Annotated in this window: 15 protein-coding genes; 5 read left to right on the forward strand and 10 right to left on the reverse strand. The window is 46.8% G+C overall.

Annotation, left to right across the window (positions count from 1 at the left end; genetic code table 11):
* Positions 1-57: 57 nt before the first annotated feature.
* The 6 genes from ACLWBD_RS13700 to ACLWBD_RS13725 all read right to left on the reverse strand — a co-directional run bounded on the left by ACLWBD_RS13700 (position 58) and on the right by ACLWBD_RS13725 (position 6,154).
* Positions 58-582, reverse strand: coding sequence for a NuoI/complex I 23 kDa subunit family protein (locus ACLWBD_RS13700; protein WP_041870091.1), 525 nt, complete (start codon positions 580-582; stop codon positions 58-60).
* A complete protein-coding gene (locus ACLWBD_RS13705; protein ID WP_063204932.1) occupies positions 579-2,162 on the reverse strand; it encodes a 2Fe-2S iron-sulfur cluster-binding protein in 1,584 nt (527 codons plus the stop codon). Before ACLWBD_RS13705 ends, ACLWBD_RS13700 begins: the two co-directional genes overlap by 4 nt.
* A complete protein-coding gene (gene nuoF, locus ACLWBD_RS13710; RefSeq protein WP_063204933.1) occupies positions 2,143-3,435 on the reverse strand; it encodes an NADH-quinone oxidoreductase subunit NuoF in 1,293 nt (430 codons plus the stop codon). Before nuoF ends, ACLWBD_RS13705 begins: the two co-directional genes overlap by 20 nt.
* Positions 3,435-3,908, reverse strand: a complete 474-nt coding sequence (locus ACLWBD_RS13715) for a complex I 24 kDa subunit family protein (protein ID WP_063204934.1) — start codon at positions 3,906-3,908, stop codon at positions 3,435-3,437. The genes nuoF and ACLWBD_RS13715 overlap by 1 nt, the downstream gene beginning before the upstream one ends.
* 82 nt (positions 3,909-3,990) lie before the next feature.
* A complete protein-coding gene (gene nuoD / locus ACLWBD_RS13720) occupies positions 3,991-5,673 on the reverse strand; it encodes an NADH dehydrogenase (quinone) subunit D (RefSeq protein ID WP_063204935.1) in 1,683 nt (560 codons plus the stop codon).
* Positions 5,660-6,154, reverse strand: a complete 495-nt coding sequence (locus ACLWBD_RS13725; protein ID WP_172795516.1) for an NADH-quinone oxidoreductase subunit B — start codon at positions 6,152-6,154, stop codon at positions 5,660-5,662. Before ACLWBD_RS13725 ends, nuoD begins: the two co-directional genes overlap by 14 nt.
* A gap of 319 nt (positions 6,155-6,473) precedes the next feature.
* On the opposite strand from ACLWBD_RS13725, the gene ACLWBD_RS13730 reads away from it, so the two are divergent.
* From ACLWBD_RS13730 to ACLWBD_RS13745, 4 genes are all read left to right on the forward strand, one after another.
* A complete protein-coding gene (locus ACLWBD_RS13730; RefSeq protein ID WP_063204937.1) occupies positions 6,474-7,892 on the forward strand; it encodes a S8 family serine peptidase in 1,419 nt (472 codons plus the stop codon).
* Between the two features lie 78 nt (positions 7,893-7,970).
* Positions 7,971-8,576, forward strand: coding sequence for a YceI family protein (locus tag ACLWBD_RS13735; RefSeq protein ID WP_413568578.1), 606 nt, complete (start codon positions 7,971-7,973; stop codon positions 8,574-8,576).
* A gap of 8 nt (positions 8,577-8,584) precedes the next feature.
* Positions 8,585-9,439, forward strand: a complete 855-nt coding sequence (locus tag ACLWBD_RS13740; RefSeq protein ID WP_063204939.1) for a DUF692 domain-containing protein — start codon at positions 8,585-8,587, stop codon at positions 9,437-9,439.
* The gene (locus tag ACLWBD_RS13745; protein WP_063204940.1) at positions 9,408-10,178 is read left to right on the forward strand and encodes a DNA-binding domain-containing protein; all 771 of its coding nucleotides are present in this window, start codon (positions 9,408-9,410) and stop codon (positions 10,176-10,178) included. Before ACLWBD_RS13740 ends, ACLWBD_RS13745 begins: the two co-directional genes overlap by 32 nt.
* Here ACLWBD_RS13745 and ACLWBD_RS13750 read toward each other — a convergent pair.
* From ACLWBD_RS13750 to ACLWBD_RS13760, 3 genes are all read right to left on the reverse strand, one after another.
* Positions 10,175-11,632, reverse strand: a complete 1,458-nt coding sequence (locus tag ACLWBD_RS13750) for a cache domain-containing protein (RefSeq protein WP_063204941.1) — start codon at positions 11,630-11,632, stop codon at positions 10,175-10,177. The two genes, ACLWBD_RS13745 and ACLWBD_RS13750, sit on opposite strands and share 4 nt — an antisense overlap.
* Before the next feature lie 117 nt (positions 11,633-11,749).
* Positions 11,750-12,499 (reverse strand): murein L,D-transpeptidase catalytic domain family protein, encoded by a 750-nt coding sequence (locus tag ACLWBD_RS13755; RefSeq protein WP_413568580.1) that lies wholly within the window; start codon positions 12,497-12,499, stop codon positions 11,750-11,752.
* Between the two features lie 62 nt (positions 12,500-12,561).
* A complete protein-coding gene (locus ACLWBD_RS13760; RefSeq protein WP_063204943.1) occupies positions 12,562-13,281 on the reverse strand; it encodes a hypothetical protein in 720 nt (239 codons plus the stop codon).
* 219 nt (positions 13,282-13,500) lie between these two features.
* On the opposite strand from ACLWBD_RS13760, the gene ACLWBD_RS13765 reads away from it, so the two are divergent.
* Positions 13,501-17,646: a tail fiber domain-containing protein gene (locus tag ACLWBD_RS13765; protein WP_413568582.1), complete on the forward strand. Its 4,146-nt coding sequence runs from the start codon at positions 13,501-13,503 to the stop codon at positions 17,644-17,646.
* A 3-nt stretch (positions 17,647-17,649) separates the two neighbouring features.
* On the opposite strand, the gene ACLWBD_RS13770 is transcribed toward ACLWBD_RS13765, so the two are convergent.
* Positions 17,650-18,396 (reverse strand): helix-turn-helix domain-containing protein, encoded by a 747-nt coding sequence (locus tag ACLWBD_RS13770; protein ID WP_063204945.1) that lies wholly within the window; start codon positions 18,394-18,396, stop codon positions 17,650-17,652.
* Positions 18,397-18,496 lie beyond the last annotated feature (100 nt).

Consider the following 18,496-nt stretch of genomic DNA (forward strand, 5'->3'; position numbering starts at 1 on the left):
AAAGAAGCAGGCACCTCAAAAAAAAGGAGCTATTTCTAGCTCCTTTTTTTGTGGTGATTAGATGCCTGATTTTAGACGTTCTTCGTCGTCGACGTGGGTTTGGATACCGCCTTTTAGGTTTGGACGGTAAGCCAGGTGGTTGATGTCGTAGATGAAGTTCGCGCCGTTCACGCCTGGAGTTTGCCACTCAGGGCCCAAACGGATGGCGTCCACGGGACATGCTTCTTCACAGTAGCCGCAGAATACGCAGCGAAGAATGTCGATTTCGTAGCTGATCGGGAATTTTTCGACGTGAGGGTCGTTGTGTTCCGCAGCCACGATTTTGATACATTCTGCAGGACAGTTTGTCGCGCACAACATACAAGCTGTGCAACGAAGTGAACCGTCTTTTTTCACTGTCAAAACGTGATTCCCTTTGAAGCGAGGAGAGTATTCATACTTTTCCTCTGGGTAGTTCAACGTCATCATTTTCTTGCGGTTGAAAAGGTTCACCAACAAGTGCTTCATGGTGATGCCAAGGCCACCAAGGACCCCGGGCAAGTACCACTTTGCTTTTTCAGAGTTATTTTGCATTACGCTCATAGGCTGCCTCTTCTAAATACAAACTCGTTCTTTTTACGAGCTTCCAAAGTCACCTGATCTTCACGCTGATTCATCGGCATGAAAGGCTGAGCTGTCGCTGTTGGGATTGTCAGGTTTTTACCTGCCAACAACAACGCGGCTTCCGTCAAAGTCAGAGCTTCAGAAACAATCGTCGTTACTTTTTTGAACTTCTGTTCAAGACCTGCGTGGTTGATGAACGTGCCATCTTTTTCCACGAAAGTTTTTGTTGGGATCAACCATACGTTGCCAGTCAAAGACATCAACGCATCGTTTTTACCTGCTTGCAACCAGATCAAGTTTTGAGCTTTTGAAAGCTCTTTCACGCGCTCTTGGAAGTCAGGGAAAACCGCTTGGTTTTCAGGACCCGCAACAACCACAGTTTTGATCGAACCGTTACCAAGACCTTGAGTCAAATCAGCCCAAGTTGCTGTGATACCGTGTTTTTCCAAAACTTTAAGAAGACCTTTTGTATTCGGATTTTTATCACCGCGAAGAAGAAGGCCGTCAAAGCTGTCGAAAGTTTCTTTGTTGTTAATCCAGAAGAAGACCTTCTTAGTTTTAAATTCATTCACAAATGTAGAAACAATCGCGTCGAATTCTTCCACTGTGTATTGTGCTGTCAAAACAAGAGCCAAAGAGTCGCCTGAAGTGTTTTTCAAAACTTCATGAGCATTCTTCGCTGCTGCTCCGCCAGCCATTTCTGTCCAACCGGAAGCACCGCGAACTTGCGCTTTCAACAAGCGAGTCTCTTTGTTCACGAACTTATAGATGTCGCGACCTTCGTCACACATCCAGTATCCGTTCACTTTTTCATTGTAAACAGGCTTCACGCGGAAGAAACCTTCCTTGTTGAAGTACACTTTTACGTTACAACCGTTTGAGCAACCGTTACAGACTGTTTCAGCGTCCTTGAGATACCATACACGTTGACGGAAACGGAAATCTTTCGACGTCAATGCACCCACTGGGCAGATATCAACCGTGTTCAATGAGTATTTGTTGTTAAGCTCAACACCTTCGTGAGTTCCGATCTCAGAACGATCACCACGGTTGAAGATACCCAACTCATTTGTCTTAGAAACTTCTTCAGTGAAACGAACACAGCGAGAACACAAAATACATCTTTCAGAGTCCAAAACCACTGTTGGACCCAAGTCGACCACTTTGTGTTTTTTTACTTTGGCTTCAGCCATTTCTGGATCGTACTTACCGTACTCCATGTATTGGTCTTGAAGACCGCACTCACCCGCTTGGTCACAGATAGGGCAATCCAAAGGATGGTTGATCAAGTGGAAGTCCAAGCCCCACTTTACAGCATCACGTACTTTTTCAGACGTGTTGTTGATCTTCATGCCTTCCGTAACCATTGTGTTACATGCGATTTGTACACGTGGATTTCCTTCGATCTCCACCATACAAAGACGACATACACCTGCGACACTCAAACCAGGGTGCCAGCAGTAGTGCGCGATACGATCGCCAGACTGTTGCATGGCTTCGATAATCGACGTGCCTTCTTTTACTTCGACTTCTTTGCCATTAATGGTGCATTTCGGCATATGTCGTTCCTTTTACTTTCGAACGTCCTTCGCGGACATAGAATTCAAATTCATCTCTAAACTTAGTCACAAAGCTCAAAACCGGAAGAGCGGCTGCATCTGAAAGGGCACAGATTGTTTTCCCTTTCATGTTGTCAGCAACTTTGATCAACAAGTCGATGTCTTGCAAACGACCGCGACCTTCCAAGATCGAGTGAAGAATCTTGTTCAACCAACCTGTACCTTCACGGCAAGGTGTACATTGACCACAAGACTCATGCGCATAGAAGTGAGTTAAAACACCCAACATATCCACCATACATTGAGAGTCGTCGATCACGATCACCGCACCGGAACCAAGCATGGTTCCAAGACCCGCCAATGATTCGTAATCTAGATTTGCTTTCGCCACTTCTTCTGCTGTCAAAACAGGAGCTGAAGAACCACCAGGGATAACCGCTTTGAGTTTGCGGCCTGGTTTCATGCCTCCGCCCTCTTTCATAAGCAAATCCATCAAAGGATAGCCCAATGGAACTTCGTAGTTTCCTGGAGTCATCACGTTTCCAGAAAGAGAGAACAATTTTGTTCCCGCAGATTTTTCAGTTCCATGTTTGCGGTAAGTTTGTGCGCCATCGCGAACGATGTAAGTCACAGCCGCCAAAGTTTCCACGTTGTTCACGATTGTCGGTTTACGCAAGTAACCTTGAACCGCTGGGAATGGAGGCTTCAATTTTGGTTGGCCTTTCAAGCCTTCCAAAGAAGAGATCATGCCAGTCTCTTCACCGCAGATATAAGCGCCGGCACCACGGTACACATCAAGGTCAAAGTCGAAACCTGAACCCAAGATGTTTTTGCCAAGAAGGCCTGCTGCATAAGCTTCTTTGATCGCTTTATTTAAGCATTCGATCGGGTAAACGTATTCACCACGAACGTAGATATAACCTTTATTAGACCCCACCGCGAAGCCAGAGATAATCATGCCTTCGATCAATTGATGTGGAGCACGCTCCATCATCATACGGTCTTTGAATGTTCCAGGCTCCCCTTCATCGGCGTTGCAAAGAAGGTAACGAGGTTCTCCATTTTTAGGAAGGAAGCCCCATTTCATACCCGTTGGGAAACCCGCACCACCACGACCACGAAGACCAGAAGCTTTCACTTCGTCGATGATTTGCTGAGGTTGCATTTTCAAAGCTTTCGGCAAAGTTTCGTAACCGCCTTTAGCTTTGTAACCAGCCAAAGTTTGATACTCTGGCAAGTGATAGAATTCCGTCAGTAATTTTGTTTCAGCCATTATTTCATTCCTCGTAGCAGATTCATTGCTGATTCCGGAGTGAGTTTCTCATGATACGTGTCGTTTACTTGCATCATTGGAGCCGTTCCGCAGGAACCCAAGCACTCCACTTTGCTGACTGTGAAACGGCCATCTGAAGTGACTTCGCCGTATTTCACACCCAACTCGTGGCAGATGTGGCTAGCCATCTCACGACCACCTTCAAGAGCACAGGAAATATTCGTGCATACTTGCACGTGGTATTTACCCACCGGCTTTTGATTGAACATCGTATAAAACTTAAAAACTTCGTTAATACGTGCTTCAGGGATGTCCATCACTTTAGAAAGATATGTGATCATTTCTGCAGTGACGAAACCGTTGTTTTCTTTTTGTGCGATGTAAAGGCTTGGGATGATCGCAGAATCTTTCGCTTCATAGCGATTCAATTCTTTTTTTACTTCCGCCAAACCTTGTTCACTTAGTTGAAACATTCTTTTTCCTTTAAATTTTTCAAAACTCTAAGCTGCTTTAGCTTCGGGTCTTGTGACCCTCCGCTTTGAGGGCTGTCGCCCACTATCTATCCAACTCACCCGCAATAAGATTCATCGAAGCGACAGTTGCGATAGCATCTGCCAACATCGCGCCTTTCACCACCGTTGGATACGATTGGTAGATCGCGAAGCATGGTGGACGAACTTTCAAACGGTATGGATTTGCAGAGCCGTCACTCACTAGATAAAAACCTAGCTCACCGTTGGCCGCTTCCGTCGCATCGTAAACTTCACCCACTGGAGGACGAAGACCTTTGATGATCAACATGAAGTGATTCATCAAACCCTCGATGTTTCCGTAAACATCTTTTTTCTCTGGAAGAACGATACCTTTGTCGCGGATCGTGTAATCGCCACCAGGAACGTTTTTGCAGACTTGCTCGATGATACGAACAGATTGGCGCATTTCTTCGAAACGAACCAAGTAACGGTCGTAGATGTCGCCTGTTGTTCCTACTGGAACATCAAAGTCCAAAGCGTCGTAACCGTAGTATGGTTTTGCTTTACGCAAATCCAAGTTCACACCCGAAGCGCGAAGAAGAGGACCTGTGTAACCCCATTGAATCGCATCTTGAGCAGAAACCGGGCACACGTTTTTCGTACGAAGGATGAAGATTTTGTTGTCCAAAACCATCGATGCCATTTCGTCTGTGCCTTTACGGATCTCTTTACAAAGAGCCAAAACTTCGTCGAACCAACCTTCTGGCGCATCTTGAGCCATACCACCGACGCGAGTCATAGATACAGTCAAACGAGCTCCGCAAAGTTTTTCGAACAATCCGTAAACCTGTTCACGAAGACCGAACATATAGAAGAAAGAAGTCAAAGCACCCAAGTCCATCGCACCGGTACCGATAGCAATCGTGTGGTCGATGATGCGAGAAAGCTCTGCCAAGATCACACGCATCGCTTGCGCTTTCGGCGGGATTTCCACGCCCAACAGGCGCTCTACTGCTTTGCAGTAACCAATGTTGTTCATTGGCGCTGAACAGTAGTTCAAACGATCTGTGTACGGGATCACTTGGTTGTACGGATGAGTCTCTGCCATTTTTTCGAAACAGCGGTGAAGATATCCGATTTCATTGTTACAACGAACGATCGTCTCGCCATCCATTTCAGCCATCACACGAAGTGTTCCGTGCATCGCTGTATGGGCAGGACCGATATTCAAAGGAACATATTTATCATTCAACACATCACCTGGAGAACCTGGCTCGTTGTTGAAATGAATTGGCAATGAAGACGTGCAAGGTTGTTGCAAGTTTGCATCGTAGTCTTTACGAAGCGGATGACCCACGAATTGGTGGTGAGTCAAAATGCGGCGCAAGTTCGGATGACCATCGAACTTGATACCGAACATGTCGTAAGCTTCGCGCTCAAACCAGTCAGCCCCCTTCCACGCCGGAAGAACTGTGCCGATAGATTCGTTTTCACCCACTTGCGCTTTTACGCGCAAACGAGAAGAGTCTTTGGAAGAGAATAAGTGATAGACAACATCGAAACGCTTTTCACGGTTTGGATAGTCGACACCACAAACGTCCATCAAGAAATCGAACTGCCCGCTTTCACGAAGATACAAAAGCAACGCCGGAACGTCTTCCTTAGGAACTTCAAGAACATCATCACCCACAGCGTGGATGAACTTGTAGTTCTCGATTTTGAATTTACCCGCCAGGTTTTGTTTTAAAGTCTCAAGTTTGTTCATATGGATTCTTCCAGTTGTCTTTCCAAGGACGTGGTTGATGAGTCGCAATCATACGTTGCAATGCCATGATTCCATCCATCACCGCTTCTGGTGTCGGAGGGCAACCTGGGATGTAAACATCGACAGGAATGACTTTGTCGACACCTTGAAGAACGTGGTAAGCACGGTAGAAACCACCTGAGCTTGCACAGGCGCCCATTGAGATCACGTATTTTGGTTCAAGCATTTGTTGATAAATACGAGTGATAACCGGTGCCATTTTCTCTGTGATAGTTCCGGCAACGACAAGCAAGTCCGCTTGACGAGGAGAGAAACGAGCAACCTCAGCACCGAACCGTGCTAAGTCATACTTCGGTCCCATCACTGACATGAACTCGATACCACAACAAGCAGTACCGTAAGGCATTGGCCACAAAGAATTTTTTTGCCCCCACGCCACCAAAGCATCGAGCCTTGATGTGAAAGCAACATCTCGTGACATATCATCTATGGCTTGAGTTCCGCTTGCGCCTGCGAGAGACACAGAACCCTGCACTTGATCTTTGTGCATAAATACACCTCTGCAATTTCATTTAGCTATCATTAAGTAGTTACTGAAAATCCGTAATCCTGACAACTAGATAAGTAATATAAGGGGCGCGTCTGATTTCTTCAACGCGGCATTCCGAAACGAGGTAATTGAAATTGATTCTCTAGTCGTCTCATTTCAAACTTTAATTTCCACCTAACATCACTCGAGGAGAAGTCCAGTTGTTGATCAGCAGGACTTCGAGGGGACCTCGATAAGAAGGGAAAACAGCATGAAGAAGATGGCTCTGTACGTGAGTTCTGCCATGCTTGCGATCAGCTTAGGGGCGCAAGCTAATTCAAAAAGACAAGATTTGCTCATTAAACTAGCACCGGGCTTTGTTGAGTTCGAAATGCAGGGAGCAAAAATCGAAAAACTGAGCGAATCCTGGGTTCGCGTTCAAGCTCCTCGCGGCATGAGCATTCAATCACTGGAGAAAAATCCAGCTGTTGAGTACGTTCAACCGAACTACAAAGTGAAATTACTTGAAGATTATCGCATTGAAGACCCATTGCGCCGTGCTGCTTTGGCAAAAATGCTTTCTAGAAATCCTCAACTTCGCGCAGCCGCTCGTCAGGACAATCCAGTGATTCCTGACGCTCCGCAAACTACAACAGGCGCAGATCCTTTGTTTTCAAAACAATGGGGCATGATCGATAACGGCGTTGTCGACGCTTGGAAAGTGACTAAAGGAAGTCCAGATATGATCGTTGCCGTGATCGACACGGGCGTGGACTACACTCACGAAGACCTTCTTCCAAATCTGTGGAGAAACGCGAATGAAATTCCAAACAACGGGATCGATGACGACGGCAACGGTTATGTGGACGACGTGATCGGATGGGACTTTGTTGGAAACGACAACAAGCCTTACGACCTGGCTGTCGATACTTTGGATGGATTGTTTAAAGGTGGAAACCCTGGTCACGGAACTCACTGTGCAGGCAACGTGGCGGCTCGTGGAGACAACGGTAAAGGCATCGCAGGTGTTGCACCAAACGTAAAAATCATGTCATTGCGTTTCATCGGCATGACTGGCGGCGGAACAACAGCGGATGCGATCAAATCAATCCGTTACGCTGTTGATAATGGCGCGAAAGTTTTAAACAACTCTTGGGGTTCTGAAGGTGAAGAGCCCGGCGCTCCGGAAAACCAAGCTTTGCGTGATGCTGTTCAATACGCACAAGACAAAGGCGTTCTATTTATCGCGGCGGCGGGCAACGGTCACAAAGGTGTTGGTTATGATAACGACAACGATGCCAACCCTGCCTACCCGGCTTCTTATCCGCACGACAACATCATCGCTGTTGCGGCTTTAGATTCTAATGATCGTTTGGGTTCATTCTCAAACTGGGGCCACAAGTCGGTTGATATCGGCGCTCCCGGCGTCAAAGTATTTTCGACAGTTGTCGCTCAAGGCTACACAGACACAGTGATCGACAAGTTTGGTTTCAAGGCGACTTGGGATGGAACTTCAATGGCAGCTCCTCACGTCGCGGGTGCGGCGGCTCTTTACTGGTCGGCTCATCCGGAAAAATCATGGCAGGATGTGAAAGCGGCGATCTTGGGTTCTTCTCGTAGAATTCAAGCTCTAGACGGAAAATCTGTGTCGAACGGCAAGCTCGATGTTAAAGCTTTGATGAATTACTAAAGCTTTCATCAACTTAATTTGTAAAAGTTTAGCACCTCTAAAAAAGTAGAACGAGCACTTACCGAAAGGATTTCAAAGATGCGCGTTCTACTTTTTTCATTTCTAGCCACTACTCTTTTTTCTGCAACATCATTTGCCGAGAAGTTTGAGCTTGATAAGTCTCACACGGATGTCAGCTTCAGGGCGCCTCACTTAATGGTTTCCAAAGTCAAAGGCCGTTTCGAAAAATTCGAAGGCACATTCGACTTTGACGAAAAAACTCAAAAACTTGAAAATGTGTTCGTCAAAGTTTTCACCACCTCTTTGAACACAAATGAAAAAGACCGTGATAAGCATCTGCGCACGGCGGATTTCTTTGATGTAAATAAGTATCCTGAAATGACTTTCAAGGGTACGAAAGTGGACTATGACAATGGCAAACCTGACAAGATTCACGGGGATCTAACGATTCGCGGTATCACCAAGTCGGCGGTGTTTGATATCGACTACAAAGGCGCCGTGAACGATCCTTGGGGAAATCGCGTGATTTCTTTTGAAGCCGAATCCAAAGTGAATCGCAAAGATTTCGGTTTGAACTGGAACAAAGCCATGGATAAAGGTGGCTGGGTTGTCGGCGACGAAATCGAAATTGAAATTGATGGCGAAGCAAAAGTAGCAAAACCCGCAGCTCCGGCTAAAAAATAGGAGCTGACATGCACCCCTCATCAAGAACACATAAAGTGGGCTTAGGCCTTCGCCAGCCCCATTATTCCTATTTAGAAACGCGACCTCAAACAGAAGCTGCTTGGTTTGAGGCGATCACTGAAAACTATATGAATTCGCGCGGGCGTCCTTTAGAGATGCTCAAACTGATTCGTCAAGACTATCCGGTCGCTTTGCACGGTCTTTCAATGAACATCGGTTGCCCCGAAGGTTTGCGCTTAGATTACTTACAAAAACTGCGCGAACTGATTGAGCACGTTGAGCCTTTTATTGTTTCAGATCATCTGTGTTGGACTGGATCTCCGGAGCAAAATCTTCACGACCTTCTGCCCCTCCCGTTTACAGAAGACAGCATCGAGACTTTGGTGAACAACATTGATTTCGTGCAAAACTTTTTGCGACGTCCGCTGATCTTGGAAAACATCTCCACCTACATCAGCTATCGCAATAACGAAATGAACGAATGGGATTTCATCAGCGAGGTCAGTCGCCGCTCAGGTTGTGGTCTTCTGCTCGATATGAACAATGTCTATGTGAACTCTTACAATCACGGTTTTGATCCGAATTATTTCTTAAACCACGTTCCTCTGGAGCGCGTGGTGCAAATTCACATGTCGGGACCGACGAAGTTCGAAGACATTCTTTTTGACAATCATGGGCAGGAAATTCCGGAACAAATATGGGACTTATTTAAACTGATGGCACCCAAAATCCGCCACTTACCTATTTTAATTGAACGCGACGAAGACATCCCGGACTTCAAAGAACTGGAAGTCGAAGTGATGAAGGCTGTTTACATCTTGGAGGGCTCTCATGAATCTGAACGAAGCACAGAACCTGTTTAAAAAAGGCCTTCTTGGCGAAAACGATCAGGCATTTCAAAAAACTTTAAAAGCCGTGGGACAGATGTCTTTGGAGCGTGCGTTTAAGGTTTATAATCATAGCTACATTCGCCGTCTGACGGAAAGCCTGAAAGAAACCTATCCTGCCATCTTCTGGGTGCTAGGAGCGGACTCATTTCAACAAGTGGCCGCCGATTATATCAATGCACAGCCTTCGTTGTCCTATGACCTTGCGGCTCACGGTGCAGAGTTTCCGGCCTTCTTAAAGACATCGTCGGCCACGACGAACATTCCTTTTATTTATGAATTGGCGCGCTTTGAGTGGACGATTAAAGACATGCATCACACACCGACTCCGCAACCTCTTTCGGAAGAGCATATCGAAGAACTTTTGCGCGAAGAGGATTTCAAAATCCACTTCATCGAATCTATGCATGTCTTTGAAAGCCCTTATTCGATTTATGATGTCTGGAGACAGCGAAACGAGCGCTCATATCACTTTGAAGATATTCACTGGAGCCATCCAGAGCATCTTTTGGTTTATAAAAAGCAACGAAAGATCTACGTGCAAAGAATCGACGCCGTGGAAGCGCAAATTCTTTTGGATTTGAAAGAAGGAAAATCAGTGGCGACGGCTTTGGCGGATTTTTCACATGCTTTGAATGCGGAAAAAGTAACGCAGCTCTTAGAGATGATCACAAGAGCTGGTATTATTGAAGACGTTTTAGTTTTAGAGAATTAAGCCACTTTTTTCCCAATCACTTCGTTAGCCATGCTATTCACCATGTGTTGAAGTGTATTGGCTTGAGCGGACATTTCTTCAGAGGTTGCGGCAGTTTCTTCTGCCGCTGCCGAAAAGGCTTGAGTCTGTCTTTCCAAAGAACCCATGGCCTCATGAATGGCTTTAATACCATCCGACTGATGGGAAGACGTTTCAGAAATCTCTTGATTGAGAACTGTCACCTTTTGCACGGAGCTCACGATTCCATCCAGAACTTTATCGCTTTTTTCTGCAAGTTCTAGCGACACTCGTGTTTGCTCTACACTGCTTGTGATCACAGTCTTAACTTCTTTCGCGGCACTGGCTGATTTAAGTGCCAATCCACGAACAGCCTCTGCAACAACTGCAAATCCTTTTCCTTGCTCTCCAGCACGGGCCGCTTCGACGGCCGCGTTTAAGGCCAACAAGTTCGTTTGAAAGGCGATGTCATCAATAATATCCATGGCTGACGTGATTTCGCCTGAAATTTTGGACATGACGGTAATAGCTTCGATCAATTTCTTTACTTCATTGGCACCTTCAGAGGCTCCCACCTCGGAGGTCTTCGCGAGTTCTGCCGCTGCCTTAGCACGATCTTGATTGGCCTTCACGATTTCATTTAAATCTGTCACCGAACGCAAAGTCTCTTCAATTCGCGCAGCAGATTCCACAGCTCCTTGAGCCACGTTTTGCCCCGCCGTTGAAAGCATATTTGATGCCTCTAACACCTGCTGACTGGCCGTGTTCGTGTCGGTCACTGTCTGTGCTAAAAAATTCATAAGACGGCTGGCAAACAAATAGAAAACCCCAAACGCTAAGACGAAAGCCAATGAAAAACCAATCAGAACTTTGTCGCGGAAGGTAGCCACTGCTTTTTCAACGTCATCAACGTAAACACCACTTCCTACAATCCACTGCCAAGGCTTGAACTGACGCACGAAACTGATTTTAGGTTCAGGCTGCGGCGAACCTGGTTTCGGCCACATATAGTTTGCAAACCCTTCGCCTTCGGCCGTTTGACCGATGCGTGCAAATTCTACGAAGAGCTTAAATCCCGTCGGGTCTTTCATGTCAGAAAGATCTTTGCCATCAAGTTCTGGCTTAATCGGATGCATCATCATGCGAGGGTGAAGATCGTTGATCCAAAAATACTCATTACCACTATAGCGAAGAGCTTTGATAGCTGCTAGGGCCTGTTGCTTGGCTTGTTCTTCAGTGATCTCTTTCTTTTGAAAAAGCTCGTACTTGTGCTCAATGATTTTAGTCGCGAGATCAACAGTGCTTCGGATGGCCACCTTACGATCTTCATACATATTGTCGCGGACCAAAGGAAGAACATAGAATAGAACAATTGCCCAAAGAGGGATGATCGCTACAATGAGTAACGCCAAGGTTTTATATCGATAGCTCCGCGTTTTCCAAATACGATCCAACATGGAATACTCCCTGGGTTGAATGGCCCAGGGCTACATCGTCAAAATATTTTTGCAGCTGAAGTAACTTCTTAATATTCCGAAACACTTTTTGATTTTCGCGCCAGAATGAGGCACATCTCACCTTCCTCCGCCACCTTCCCCAGAGGTACGTCTTGGATTTACTCCGGGCGGAATAATTTCAGAGCCTGCGAGCTCTTGTTGCCAAGGCGAAAGTCGAGATGATCGCATGAGGTCTTTGTGATAGGACAGAAGCAAACTTCCATTTTGCAGAACATCGATCAAATAGTCACGGTCTTGAAGACTGACTGCAAAGCAACCTTCACTCCACCCCAGCCGTCCGTTTTGTGCGATAAATGCTTCGCTGACGTAACCGGCGCCATGCAAAACAATGGCGCGTTCCTTAGCACGATCATTGGATTTATCGATCCCTTCAAGATACAGCGAGCGCCCGTTCACTTTGCTCAGATAAGTTCCTTGCGCAAAGTAAAATCCCAGAGAGCTTTTCCAAGAGTCCACGTAGTTTGAAAAGCTGCGCGCTTCAAGAACGCCGGAATTAATCCCGTGCGCGACATAAAATCTTTCAACATATCCATAATCCAAATGCAGAAGATAAAGCCGCTTCACCGTCGACGGCTCCGAATAATTGACAATCACTACGTACTCGGTATTCGGGATCAGGCCTACGTTGTAGTCGAACATGCGAAAAGTCAGATCTAAGGCTTCTTGGGGAATGCCTTGTTGTAAGAACACGTCAAAAACTTTGCGGCCGTCAGCGATTCTTCGCTCGAAGAGGGATTCAGCCAAGGACACACCGGTAAGAAAAATTATGAATAGAAAGACGGCGATGAAACGCAAAGAGTTTTTCATCCGAATACTCTTGCGGGGAATGATGGGACCCGCAAGTTAAGAATCGGAAACAGTGTTAGACGTTACGGCCAGGGAATATAAGGTACGTCCTGACACACAATCGGTAAGGCGTCTGCTTGAAGCGGAGCCGCGACTTGGTCAATCTCCGATGATTCTTCTAGTAGATAAATATGAGAACGCAACATCAGATTCGCAATGAACATCGTGGAGTCACCCAAACGCTCCATCGCCATTTTTTCGTGACGTGGAATCAAGACAGCGATGCGACGGATAGACTCCAAAATATGACGAACCATGCAGTTATAGCGTGGTTCACGCTCCAGTTCATGGATCAATTCATCGGCATAGTTTGCGAGTTCCGTGTATTCTCGTTCTTTATAGAACTGCAAAAGATACTTCTGCATCACTTCCACGGCGGCAGGACGGAAATTATCTAAAGAGTCCTTACCCGCAGGATTCACCGCTCTGAACTTCGGAGTTTCGTTCATCGAAATGAAGTAATCGCAAGTCATCGGGATGCCGACTCTTTGAAACGGCTGAACCAAAAGATCCGCAACGGGAGAAATCAGTCGCAGCTTTCGTTCCATCGAGATCAAAAGTTTGGTGACCTTTCTGCTTTTCCCGTCAGAGAGCCTTTCGTAGTGAGGCGCTCTTTTTTTATTCAACTCCAAGGCTTCATCAATGTGTTCAGTCAAACAGGCGCGCGGTTTGGTACCGGCAGCTAAACTTGCACTTCCTAACATCAAACTTAGAATAAAAATAAGGCCGTGGCTGAAATTCATAGAGAGGTTATAGCATAGTCCCCTTCGTCCACCCCGTGAGCTCAAGAATCTCTGTAATAAGGGAAGGCTTGTCTAAGCTTTAGACATTCTTACGACCCAGTCATTCTTCCTGCTTTGGTCGAGCTCACGTCCCAAGTTGATACGCTCTATCACCAATACAAGGCGGTTTCACTTAATACTGTTAAGATTTCGACAAATAAAGACCGAAAAGAAGAGAGTATGAAATACACCGGCACGTTCTTATTCATATTTCTGTTTCTAACGGCGGCGTGGGCAGGGCCCAATTCGCTGACTTATCAAGGGCGTATTCTGCGTGCTGACGGTTCTCCGCTTGAATTTAATAACGTCAGTTTTCAGTTTGAAATCACAAGTCCCGATGGTCTTTGCGTTCTTTACCGCGAACAAGTGAATGGCATTAACATGACAAATTCTGGTGGCGTGTTTGACGTCGCCATCGGCAGTGGCAGCAAAAGCTTTCCGACCGACGCCTCTTTTAAACTCTTAGATGCCTTTGTGAACTCAGGCTCCTTAGCCTGTTATGGAAGTTCTAATTACAGCCCAAGTTATGATGATATTCGACGCTTGCGCGTGCAGTTTCATGATGGTTCCGGTTGGAAAGTCATTTCGCCGGATTCTGAAATCCGCTCGGTCCCTTTTGCGGGCTATTCGTATTCCGCAACAAAGCTAGGTACGAATAGCGCTTCTGACTTTCTCTTGAAAGCCGGAATTCCTACGTGTGCCTCGGGAACTTTTTTATCGTGGAATGGCTCGGCATTAACATGCTCTGGTGTCGCGGGCGCGAGCGGAGGAACGGTCACCGATGTGACGTCTGCTAATTCTTACTTAACTATCGTCAATGGGACATCCACTCCCACGCTCACGTTGAATGTTGGAACTGCAGCTAACACCGTAGCCGCTGGTAATGATCCACGTCTTTCAGATGCGCGTATTCCCACGGGCGCAGCCGGTGGAGATTTAAGTTCCACTTATCCCAATCCCACAGTAGCAAAAATTCAGGGCGTGGCGGTTTCTACCACCGCTCCTAACAGCGGCGAATATTTAAAATACAACGGAGCTCAATGGCTTCCGGCGGTCATTACTAGTTCCGATGTCTCAGGACTGGCTGCGACCTTAAGCGGTTATGTTACGCAATCGTATTTTAGTGCCGCAGTCGCAAGTGCGAACTGTGCTCAGCACCAAACAATGTATTGGGAAGCGGCGACAAACAGTTTTAAGTGTCTGGCGATCAACGTCAGTGTTGCAGGTGATGTCAGTGGATCTATTGGTTCAGTCAGCGTAGATAAAATCAAAGGCGTGGCTCTCGATTTTTCCGTGGCCCCTACTTCAGGACAAACATTGAAGTTTAATGGTACAAGTTGGGCTCCCGCTAACGACAATAACGGTGGCGGAACTATCACGGCACTGACTGGCGATGTGACGGCGAGCGGCTCAGGTTCGGTGACGGCAACAGTGAATTCTGTCGGCGGCTCGACGGCGGCAAATATTCATAGCGCGACTCAAGCCGCTAATGCGGCAACGGACGCGAACACGGCTTCAACGATTGTTAAAAGAGACGCCTCCGGAAACTTTATTGCGAACAATGCAACGCTAAACCGAGTCGTCTTAAAAGATTCTGGCTCTAACACGGTGACTTTACAGGCACCAACGGCAGTCTCTACGAGCTATGTACTTAAATTTCCGTCAGCGCAAAGTGGCGCCAATCAATTGCTTTTAAATGACGGGGCAGGAAATCTTTCTTGGACAAGCCTTTCTTCTGTGGGCGTGACCAGTGTGGGTGTGACTTCGCCGATTGTAAATTCGGGAACGGCATCGGCGCCGACCATCGGAATTCAACAGGCCAATGGTTCGCAAGCGGGTTACCTTTCCAGTGCCGATTGGACAAGCTTCAATAGTAAATTGGGCACAACACTCAATTCAGGAAACATCTGGATTGGCAACGGATCGAATGTTGCGACGGCCGTAACACCTGCGGGAGACGTCACGATCTCAACAACGGGCGCGACTTTGGTGGGAAAAATTCAGGGCACCGGCGTTGTCAGTACAACACCGACAGCGACAAACAATATTTTTAAATACAACGGAACAAATTGGGCACCGGGATTTATTGGCGTCGCAGATATTCGCTCTACGGCGGCGGGAAATGCGCAATTCTTCCCTACGACTTGCAGTGCCGCGCAAACTTTGAATTGGGAATCTGCGACGGATAAATATATTTGTACAAACATTGCAATTGGTGATTCGCAAATCACTTACGCTTCCAAAGCGGCGAAAACATTCTTGGCAGCCCCTACAGCCGGTGGCGTTCCATCTTTTAGAACGATCGCCTCTTCCGATCTTCCCACGACAGGCGCTGATGGAGCTTATATCAACGGAGGAAACTCTTTTGGTGCAAATGCCACCCTCGGTGTGAATGATGCCTTTGGGTTAGACATTGAAACTAACAACGTGGCTCGTGTTTCCATCGGCAGCACTGGGAAAGTCGGTGTGAATGCTTCCGGCGCCTCATCTCAGCTTCAAGTCCACGGCGCCGCGAGTGTTCAAACTGACTATGCAATTGCGACTTTCCAAGATTCTTCAAACAATGGCTTAAGCTTCGGTGTCGATACGTCAAATGGTTGGAGCTGGTTGTATTCGCGAACGGCTGGAGTTTCTCCCCGTCCGATCGCTCTTTTTGCTCACAACACAAATCAAACACCGGATCTTTTGGTTGATAACGGGCAAGTCGGTGTGGGAACTGGATCTCCGCAAGCTCCTTTGCACGTTGTCGGAAATGCCAATGGCGGCATTCTTGTTCAAAAAAGTTCCAATGATAATGGTGGCGCCACAATAGTTTTTGCCAAATCTCGTGGGACAAACACGGCGCGCACACCCGCTCAATCGGGCGACCGCTTGATGGGACTTTATGGATCTGGCGCCTACGATGCGACGAACATTTCTAATAACTCCGCGGCCATTCAATTTCTTGCCGCTGAAAATTTCACAAGTACGGCGCAAGGGACGAGCATTGATTTTGGAACGACGCCGATTGGCGGCACGGCTCGACAAACACGAATGACCATTCTTCCTTCAGGCCAGATTGCTGTCGGAGCAATCACGGCTCCCGCCGGTATGCTTTCAAATACGACCATCAACCTTGGGGACTCGGGAACTATTGCGGCGATCAACGGAAATGGGATCGGTCCTGGAGGACTGCAATGGGAAGCTGCGGGTACCGGATATGCGACGACACTTTTTAACTCGACCAATTTAGCAAATGCTCATGGACTCCAACTTTACACCGCTTCAAGCGATGCTAACGTGAACGTTCTGTACGCTCGCGCCAATGGCAATGCAAGATTTTCTATCAAAGGAAACGGATACGTCGGGGTTAATACTGCCAGCCCTCGAGAAACAATGGAAATTAATAAAGGACACTTCCTGCACACCGGTGGGGATTTAGTTCATTTCTTCAATAGCTATCATAACGGTACTCAGAGATACGGTGGTTATGGTGGGGCTTCGGGTTATGCGGGCGGTATTGGATTCAGTCCGTCGACAGGCACTCTTTATTTAACGACGTCTTCAGCTGCCGGCGCTGCGGATGTCGCTGTATCTGGCTCCGGCAACCACGTCCAACTTGATAGATTGGGTAACTTAGGAATTGGCGGCGGAGCTCCTAGAAAACTGAGCGTGACCGGTGACGGGGCCTACTTTTACAACCCTTCGGGCAATGTCGTGCAAGAGTTCCAAAGTGCAGGAGGATATTTATTCCGTTTGCAATCAAGTCCTGCAGGCTTTGATATTTTCGACGCCTCTTCGAATGCCAACAGACTGACAATTCTTAATAACGGAAATGTGGGAATCGGAACTGCGGGTCCCTCTTACAACCTTCACGTTATCGGTAGTGCGGGCTTAAGCTCAGGAACAGCATGGATCAATGCCTCGGACATCCGATTGAAAGATATTAAAGGCGACTATGAGTACGGATTGAATGAAATTCTGAAACTACACACAGTTCGCTTCAACTATAAAAAAGGAAATCCTTTGGGACTTCCATCTGACCACAGGATGACGGGTTTCATTGCTCAGGAAGTTCAGAAAGTTATTCCTGATGCGGTAAGAACTCGAGCGGACGGCTATCTTGAATTGAACGTCGATCCGATTCACTGGGCGACAGTCAACGCCGTTCAAGAACTTCATGGCATTTGTAAACAGTCTGAAGAACAAATGAAATCCGTAGATGCCCGTTTGCAACGTCATGATCGTGAGATTGCGTCTTTAAAAGAAGAAAATCGTCTTTTAAAAGAGCAGCTTGAAAAACAAAGCAAAGATCTTGAAGAGATCAAGAAGAAGTTAGGCCTTTAAAGCCTAATCTTCTTTACCCTCTTTCTTTTTAATAGCACCCATATACGAATACTGCCAAGGGCGGAAGGATAACAAGACACCCGTGTCTTGCACGGGCACGTTGTGCTCCCCTTCAAAGCGTGACTCCTCTTGCATCTCTAACAAAATGCGCTCGAGTTTTGCTTTGTACTTGGCCAGCGCCGGAGGACTGATTTTTAGAAACGAAAAGCGAATGTAGTCTTCGGGCCTAAAATCGTAACTCAAATAGCTGGTCTTTGTTTGATCGAACAAGGCTTTACCTACAGGTCCATCGCGACGGAAACGCAAAAAGCCTTGGCGCTTGAACTTCACTTTGTCGCGAGGATGAAGCTCGATCAAATTCAATCGGTCTAATTGGAAAAGATATTTTTTCGATTCAGAACTGGCGATCTGATAGTCGCGCTCAATCTTCTGTGGAGTCTTCCCCTCTTGTAACATCATGAAGTAATGCAGAAGGCGCGCATTTTCCGCGAGGGCCTTTTCTTGTTCGTCGGAAAGCGTGACCGCTTGATTGGCCTCTTCCAGATTTGCGGATTTCACGACTTCAGAAAAACTGATATCGGCCACGCGACAGATTTCTTCCAGGCGTTCAAGACTTAAACTCTTGTTGGAAAGAATGCGCTTCACGCTAGATTCGCTTAAACCCAAGGGTTTCGCCAAGTCACGATATAGAACATTCTTCGCTTTTAAAGCGCGTTTGAGTGAGTTTAAAAACTGGTCAATTTGCGACATCTCAACCCCCAAAACTGAGGGTAGCGTATTTTAATACTCTAAGCAAGGGTATTGAATAATAGGACCAACCTGCCGATCCTAGAGACAAGGCACTGTAGGA

The sequence above is a fragment of the Bdellovibrio sp. HCB117 genome (genome assembly GCF_047305915.1).
Lineage (GTDB): Bacteria > Bdellovibrionota > Bdellovibrionia > Bdellovibrionales > Bdellovibrionaceae > Bdellovibrio > Bdellovibrio bacteriovorus_B.